Origin of the sequence: Methylobacterium sp. R2-1, assembly GCF_014191355.1 — a bacterium.
In the GTDB taxonomy this organism is placed as follows: Bacteria; Pseudomonadota; Alphaproteobacteria; order Rhizobiales; family Beijerinckiaceae; genus Methylobacterium.
The window spans coordinates 349,695-355,694 of sequence record NZ_JACHWM010000004.1 but is presented as its reverse complement, the minus strand read 5'-3'; the positions used below and the strand labels follow the sequence as shown (position 1 = coordinate 355,694).

Annotated in this window: 9 protein-coding genes and 1 pseudogene; 5 read left to right on the top strand and 5 right to left on the bottom strand. The window is 64.3% G+C overall.

The genetic code is table 11. The features are described from left to right. Positions 1–180: pseudogene (locus FHU13_RS08415) on the top strand (glucose-1-phosphate thymidylyltransferase); the annotation flags it as partial. 580 nt (positions 181–760) lie between these two features. On the opposite strand, the gene FHU13_RS08410 reads toward FHU13_RS08415, so the two are convergent. The 5 genes from FHU13_RS08410 to FHU13_RS08390 form a co-directional block, all read right to left on the bottom strand. Beyond that, positions 761–1,135, bottom strand: coding sequence for a DUF4440 domain-containing protein (locus tag FHU13_RS08410; protein ID WP_183435403.1), 375 nt, complete (start codon positions 1,133–1,135; stop codon positions 761–763). Positions 1,136–1,336: 201 nt separating this feature from the next. Continuing rightward, positions 1,337–1,579 (bottom strand): hypothetical protein, encoded by a 243-nt coding sequence (locus FHU13_RS08405; protein WP_183435402.1) that lies wholly within the window; start codon positions 1,577–1,579, stop codon positions 1,337–1,339. Between the two features lie 27 nt (positions 1,580–1,606). Next, positions 1,607–1,882: an adenylosuccinate synthase gene (locus FHU13_RS08400; RefSeq protein ID WP_183435401.1), complete on the bottom strand. Its 276-nt coding sequence runs from the start codon at positions 1,880–1,882 to the stop codon at positions 1,607–1,609. 27 nt (positions 1,883–1,909) lie between these two features. Continuing rightward, the gene (locus FHU13_RS08395; protein WP_183435400.1) at positions 1,910–2,164 is read right to left on the bottom strand and encodes a hypothetical protein; all 255 of its coding nucleotides are present in this window, start codon (positions 2,162–2,164) and stop codon (positions 1,910–1,912) included. A gap of 702 nt (positions 2,165–2,866) precedes the next feature. Further along, a complete protein-coding gene (locus tag FHU13_RS08390; RefSeq protein ID WP_183435399.1) occupies positions 2,867–3,763 on the bottom strand; it encodes an NAD(P)H-hydrate dehydratase in 897 nt (298 codons plus the stop codon). A 223-nt stretch (positions 3,764–3,986) separates the two neighbouring features. On the opposite strand from FHU13_RS08390, the gene FHU13_RS27630 reads away from it, so the two are divergent. From FHU13_RS27630 to FHU13_RS08370, 4 genes are all read left to right on the top strand, one after another. After that, positions 3,987–4,277: a hypothetical protein gene (locus tag FHU13_RS27630; protein WP_183435398.1), complete on the top strand. Its 291-nt coding sequence runs from the start codon at positions 3,987–3,989 to the stop codon at positions 4,275–4,277. An 84-nt stretch (positions 4,278–4,361) separates the two neighbouring features. Beyond that, positions 4,362–4,724 carry a hypothetical protein gene (locus FHU13_RS08380; RefSeq protein ID WP_183435397.1) on the top strand — a complete coding sequence of 121 codons (363 nt, stop codon included), beginning with the start codon at positions 4,362–4,364 and terminating at the stop codon, positions 4,722–4,724. A gap of 169 nt (positions 4,725–4,893) precedes the next feature. After that, complete coding sequence (locus FHU13_RS08375) at positions 4,894–5,145, top strand: PilZ domain-containing protein (RefSeq protein ID WP_183435396.1); 252 nt, start codon at positions 4,894–4,896, stop codon at positions 5,143–5,145. A gap of 172 nt (positions 5,146–5,317) precedes the next feature. Then, on the top strand, positions 5,318–5,491 hold the full coding sequence (locus FHU13_RS08370; RefSeq protein WP_183435395.1) for a hypothetical protein: 174 nt from the start codon (positions 5,318–5,320) through the stop codon (positions 5,489–5,491). Positions 5,492–6,000: the final 509 nt, after the last annotated feature.

Here is a 6,000-nt window from a genome sequence, read left to right as displayed (position 1 = left end):
CGGGTGCTGCAGCACCGGCAGGGGCTACAGGTCGCCTGCCTGGAGGAGATCGCCTACCTGCAGGGCTTCATCGGCCGCGAGCAGCTCCAGGCGCGAGGCGAGTTGTTCGCCAAGACCAAGTACGGCCAGAACCTGCTGCGCCTCGCCCGCGAAGGTCGCCGGCCCGATCAGGATTTTTGAAACATCGCGCGATCGGAGAGCATGGACGCTGCCGGCTGATAAATGGGGCATCCCGGCAGAGGGCCGGCAAGTTGCTTCGAGCTTGCTGGTCGTCGGAACAGGGCTGTCGCCCATCCGACGTTGAAAGCCGACCCGCGATCGGTGCGGGAAAGCCAATTTCCCTTTTGCGTCAAGTGATGGTGTTAGGTGAGGCGCGAGGGTTAAACTGCTGCGACTGCAGGTTTATTCGCGATCTGCTTGGAGAGATGAATCTTCCACATCGCAATACGATTGATGTAGATTCTGAGATTTATTCAGTGTTCATTTCGTCCCTGTGTAAACTGTACTGCCGGGCGGCTGCTCCGTTACATCCTCCTAACTAATGGAATCCGACTATGCGTGATCACGCAATCAAGATGGACGATTTTTCTCTGTAATACTTGGCCTGCGGTGGAGATGGAGCTTCCGGGCGGTTCAGCCGCTGTCCTTATCCTTGCTTCATGCCAGTGATGACGGTATTGCCACAGCGCACCCATCACTGCCTTGAGCAAGCCGGTGCTCTTCCCCCCAAACAGTCTCTGTCATGCAGTCGGAAGAACGGTCAGCTCTCCTCGTCGACGACCGGGGCGGGAATTCGAGGAGTTTGCTGGTGCTGCACCACCCGCCATTCCTCGTGTGACAGGCGGCGGTACGTCGACGTGCAATGCGCCTCGTAGGTCTCTTCGCCCCGCGTGGCCTTCACGGTGTAGGCGATGACGATAAGGCCTTCCTGAGGGCGGGCGATCCGGCCGTCGTCGATCTCGACGTCGGACCAGCGTGGCGTGTCCGACACCGCTTCGATCGCTTGCGTCCCGCTGAAAACGTAGGGCGGTTGCGGAAGCGCCATCAGGCACTCGTCATCGACCATTTCGCGGTAGCGGTCCGCTCCTCCGGTCCAAAGACTTTTCTCGAACGACCAAACACGGTCATCGTCCACGCGACTCTCCTCAGGCTCTCGACGTGCCGGGACAAGACGCGCCTTCGATGATCGTTCCTGAACGAAACGTTTCCGTGTCGGCGGCGGACGTTTCCGATCGCTGACGTCAGGCGTATGAAGATCCTGCTTTGGCCGGGGCGACAAGGAGTGCTGTGGGGCCTACGTAGGCGCTCGCTCGGGCGATGGTCGCGAACCGTCGGTTCAGAACGGCCAGGGCTCCGCTTCCTCTTGGACCAGGAGTCGCTCACCGGGCGAGATCAGCGGCACGATTTCGTCGATTGGCTGCGGCACGCGGATTGTGCGGCCGGCCGCGGTGATGAAGGTCTCGTTCCGCATCAGATCGGTGTCGCTGACCGCTTGCACGCTGGAGACGCGCAGCAGGTGGCGGCACCCATCACCATCCTGAACTTGCAGGTAGGCGCCGACCCGGCGCACGGCTTCCATGACGGGATCCTCCGAGCCAGCGCGATCTCAGGCGTCGGCGACCGTGAATTCCATGCCCCGCCCCGGTCCCTGGTCGGCGTAGTCGACGAGCGTCAGCCCGCGCTCGGTGAGCGCTTCTTCGACGATGCCGCGGTGCTTGCGCACCATCTGCCCGATTGCCAGCGGTGTCAGGCGTGGGCTCGCTCGGCGCAGGGCATCCACGCCGACATGGGCCGGCATACCTTCGCTCTCGGCGATCCGTGCCAGTGCCAAACCCAAATCGCGAGCCTTCGTCTCTGCGGCTGATTTCGGCTTGAAGGCCATAGGATTCCTCTTCTCTCGATGCTCTCGTCAGGCAGCCTGCAGCGTCTCGGCAAAATCTTCGGGCACCTCGCCGAACCGGCCGAGGATCGTCGCGCTTTCCAGTTCGCCGGTCTCGTCGTCGGCCACGATCTGGATGGCGGCCGTGCCTGGCAGCCGGGTGGCCATGGCCTCGGCGCGCTTCAGCGCACCGCTCACCGTCGGCGATGCTTGCTGATCGCCCGGGCACAGGCGTTTGCGTTTCAGCACGAAGGTTTGCACGAGGTAAGTCGTCCGCATCGTCACCGTCGTTCTCCCACACCAAGGCCAGGCTGACCGTCATTCACGTTTCCGACGGGACGTTGCGGTCACGTTTCCCCGTTGGGAGATAGGCCACCCGCACGTTCTGTTTTCGTTCTAGCATGGATGGGGGCGCTGCGTGAGCCCTTTCGAAGTGACGATTCGACGGCGACAGACCGCCTCCCTTTCTCCTTGGCGGGGGCGATGTTTCATTCCGGATTGGCGCGGCGACGGCTTCAGGCCGCGCTGAGAACTGATGGTCCGCGTCGGCGCTCAAAGCACCTGACCCAAAAACAAGCCGGGGCACGGTTCGGCCGGAGCGACCAGCCCACGCTTCGGACGTCGTTGACGCCCGAAGGCAAGCCATTCTGGCCATGGAAGGCCAATGTGGTGACGACGGACACCCTCATGGACTTCGTCTGCCGGCGCGGCAGCCTCGTCAGACGATCGTCAGCGGCGGTGGTCGAGGCGATCAGCCGCCACCGATACCGGAAATGACCTTGCCGGTACCGTTGCAGTCCGGGCAGCTCTTGGCCTCCACCTGGCCGCTTCCTCCGCATCGAGGACACAGATTTTCACCCGTGCCGGGCGTTCCGGGTGGCGCTTCATCGCCGGGTTTGACAGGCTCCGATGGTGTCATGATGGCCCTCCCTGATGTGAGGTAAGGCAGAACCCTCGCGCTTCCGGCAGTGTTCCCGGCGTCGAAACTCATGACCCGGATGCAGCTTCGGCCTCGCGCAGGATGGCAGGTACCTCATCGGGGATCTCGCGCGCCAGAAAGCCGACCGGCCCCACGCGTTCGGAGAGCCGCCGTCCGGCCTCGCCATGCAGGTAAACGCCCCAGGCCGCCGCTGTTGCCGCTTCGGCGCCTCTTGCGAGAAGGCCCGCGACGATACCCGCCAGGACATCCCCGGAGCCGGAAGTGGCAAGTCCGACCCCACCACCGCCATAGAGCCACGACCGACCGGAGGGATCCACGATCCAGCTCTTTGCGCCCTTCATGATCACGACGCATCCGACCAAGTCTGCGGCCCGGCGGGCCGCCGCGAGCGGATCCGTCTCGACTTCGCTCCGGTCGATGTCGAGAAGTCGGGCCATTTCGCCGGCATGCGGTGTGATCACCGCGCGGCCGCGGCAGGATCGAACAGCGTCGGACTGCGCGCCGAGACCGGGGAGCACGCCCGCATCGAGCACGAGCGCCGTCGTCTCTGGACCCGGCAGGAGCGTGCGGGAAAGCGCCTCCGCGGTCTTGCCGGCGCTCAGGCCCGGGCCGATCAGGACGGCCTTGCAGCGCTCCGCCAACGCGGGAAGTCGCCTCTCGGCATCGGCCGGGTCGATCTCGCCCTCGCTCGTCTCGGCGAGCCCGATGATCCGGGCTTCGGGCACCGTGAGGGCCATGGTCGACGCGACGCTCCTGACTGTTGCGATCCGGAGACGGCCGGCGCCGGCCCGAAGCGCGGCGACGCCGGCCAGCAGGGCGGCGCCCGGAACCTGCACGGAGCCGCCGACCACGAGGATCGTTCCGCGCTGCTCCTTGCTGCCTTCCCCCGGCGCCGGGAGAGGTGTTTCCCGAAGACATTCGAGAGTCAGGTGGTTTTCGGTCATCGCGCCCCTGTGTTCGCGTCCGGGGTGGCTGGCATCCGAGGGCGTCCTCGGCATTTGCGATGACGCTAGAGCGTAAAGCCACCGACGGCCCGCCCGTATCCCGCTCGAGCCGCGAGCGGTGTGCACTGTTTGCCGCAGACGATGGCGCTTATCGGCCGTCGCCATCGAATGGATACAAAATCGAGGCGTTGGGTTCCATAGGAGAAGAAACTCGGAACCAGCCATGAAGACCTTCCTCATCCTCGCAAGTGCAGTCGGGTTCGCGGCTGCGAGCCTCATACCGCTTACGACGAGTCCTGCCGATGCTCGCTCGCGTCACAAGAGCCGCAGCATCGTCACGAACGACGGCAGCGTGACCGGCGGGCGCGGTCGGGATCGAACGACCTCACGCGGTGCGACCGGGGCCAGCACCATCAACAGAAACTCTGCGGCTGGGGGTAACGCCAATCAGCCCGAGCGCGCGGTTCCGCAGGGCAGCGGCGGCGGGGGAAGCGGCGGCGCCGGCGCTCAGTGACGATCACGAACGCCTACGCCGTCGCGATGGACGGTGCAGTCAGGCGACGACGAGAGCGGGCGATGCGAAGGAGACAGGTGATCGATGGCACTCCGTTCCGAGACCCCGCCTCCGCCCGCTGACCACGTACCGGAAGCGCCCCCTGCTTCGGCGCAACCAACCACCGCGCAGCTGAAGGCCGAAATCGACTCAGGGCGCACCGGCGATAAGATCCCTGCCCAGGATCCCGGCCTGTCGCCCCTCGGCACCGATGACGAGGCGGCCGGGAGACCCTCGACCGCGTCCCAGGTCGCGCTGGCGCGGGATCAGGAAACCCGACCTCGCCGCCTGAGAGCCGCCAAGATGCGGACTGGGCATGGCGCCAACCAGTGGGTCATGCCCGGCTATTACGGTGTGATCGCGGCGGCGGCTCTCGCGGTGGGGCTTCTCGTTTGGTTCCTGCGCTGAGCGACGGTCTACGGACATCGTGTCGTTTCGAGCGAGTCGGGAAATCCCTAATCCAGGCGAAAGCGACCGACCTTCACCTTTAGGCGCCTGATTGTTCCAGTTTTAAGGAATCGCGCAACGACATCTTATTCTGCAGCCGTCACGCTTCGATGGTCACGCGAGGACATCGATGTCCAATCATGCAGGATGCCGGCTCGAACAAGCACCGACAGTCGTCGAGGCCGGGTTGATCGCGGTTGATGAACACACCTCGATTGAATGCTGGGTGCACGGCATCTCGGCGCAGCACGTCGAGATCACCGTTCTGGACACGTCACTCATCCCCGACGTGTTCATGCTCACCTCATCGCCTCTCGACCCCCTCAAGGTGTGTTGCACCCTGTGGCGGACGGACGAGATGATCGGGGCGCGGTATCGCTAGGACTCTTCCAAACGTGAGGGGTGCTGGTTTGCCGGGCCGCGTGAGCGAGCAAGGCGCGGGCATCGTGCATCTCGCCCGATCGGGGCGCCGCCGTCCAGCGCCTTTTGCCGGAGCGGGGGCGACCGGCGAACCCTATCGACCTTTGCCGGGTTGGTCCGTCTGGAGGTGCCTCATGGCCGATACGAGAAAGCCGGACGACGTCGAAGCTCCGGATCGACCCCGCCTGACGCCCCAGGGCCATAGCAGCGGCACACCTTCCGGGGAGGACAGCACCGATCCGCAGGGCGGGGCAAAACAGGGCCAAGGAGACAAGGCTGAGGGAGAGCGCGACGAGCCGGAGCGCTGATCAGCGGTCAGGCTGAGGGGCGTGAGAGGCGCGCTGTTTCCTACCACGGCGCGTGACGGACCGGCTTCTCTGGAGAAACCGGTCCGCCTGTCGCCTGCGTACCGCATTGGGGGCGGGCAGCCCAACGACATTGAAGCAAACGGAGCCGTCGCCTGCGCTCATCCGCTGGCCGCGAATGAGGAAGCGGGCTCGAATGTATGGCTAAGCTCCTTTGGGAGCTCGATCTTTTCGATCTTTGGGGATCGAGAATGAGAAACGGTCACGTCGCCGATGTGCGAAAACGCACAAAATCTAATCCATTAGGCCGATTCCGGGGGAGGAATTTTCTCAGCCAAACAGAGGGTTGCTGCCTCTGCTACCGCGGTTTCGTTCGCGCTTGGGCCCCGGCTGAGGATCGAAGACCGCTGCGTTTGACACTGCGGGCGAGTCGCGAAGCCGAATTTGCCGGAGGGTGGAATTAATCCATTCGCAGTAAGTCTTTGTTAACCATCCTCGCGCAATCTGGGGCA

What these genes read in the sequence shown, in the direction of transcription:
- FHU13_RS08405 (WP_183435402.1), bottom strand. Translation starts at nt 1,579, where the DNA reads ATGGAAGCCGTGCGCCGGGTCGGCGCCTACCTGCAAGTTCAGGATGGT.
- FHU13_RS27630 (WP_183435398.1), top strand. Translation starts at nt 3,987, where the DNA reads ATGAAGACCTTCCTCATCCTCGCAAGTGCAGTCGGGTTCGCGGCTGCG.
- FHU13_RS08400 (WP_183435401.1), bottom strand. Translation starts at nt 1,882, where the DNA reads ATGGCCTTCAAGCCGAAATCAGCCGCAGAGACGAAGGCTCGCGATTTG.
- FHU13_RS08380 (WP_183435397.1), top strand. Translation starts at nt 4,362, where the DNA reads ATGGCACTCCGTTCCGAGACCCCGCCTCCGCCCGCTGACCACGTACCG.
- FHU13_RS08370 (WP_183435395.1), top strand. Translation starts at nt 5,318, where the DNA reads ATGGCCGATACGAGAAAGCCGGACGACGTCGAAGCTCCGGATCGACCC.
- FHU13_RS08375 (WP_183435396.1), top strand. Translation starts at nt 4,894, where the DNA reads ATGTCCAATCATGCAGGATGCCGGCTCGAACAAGCACCGACAGTCGTC.
- FHU13_RS08390 (WP_183435399.1), bottom strand. Translation starts at nt 3,763, where the DNA reads ATGACCGAAAACCACCTGACTCTCGAATGTCTTCGGGAAACACCTCTC.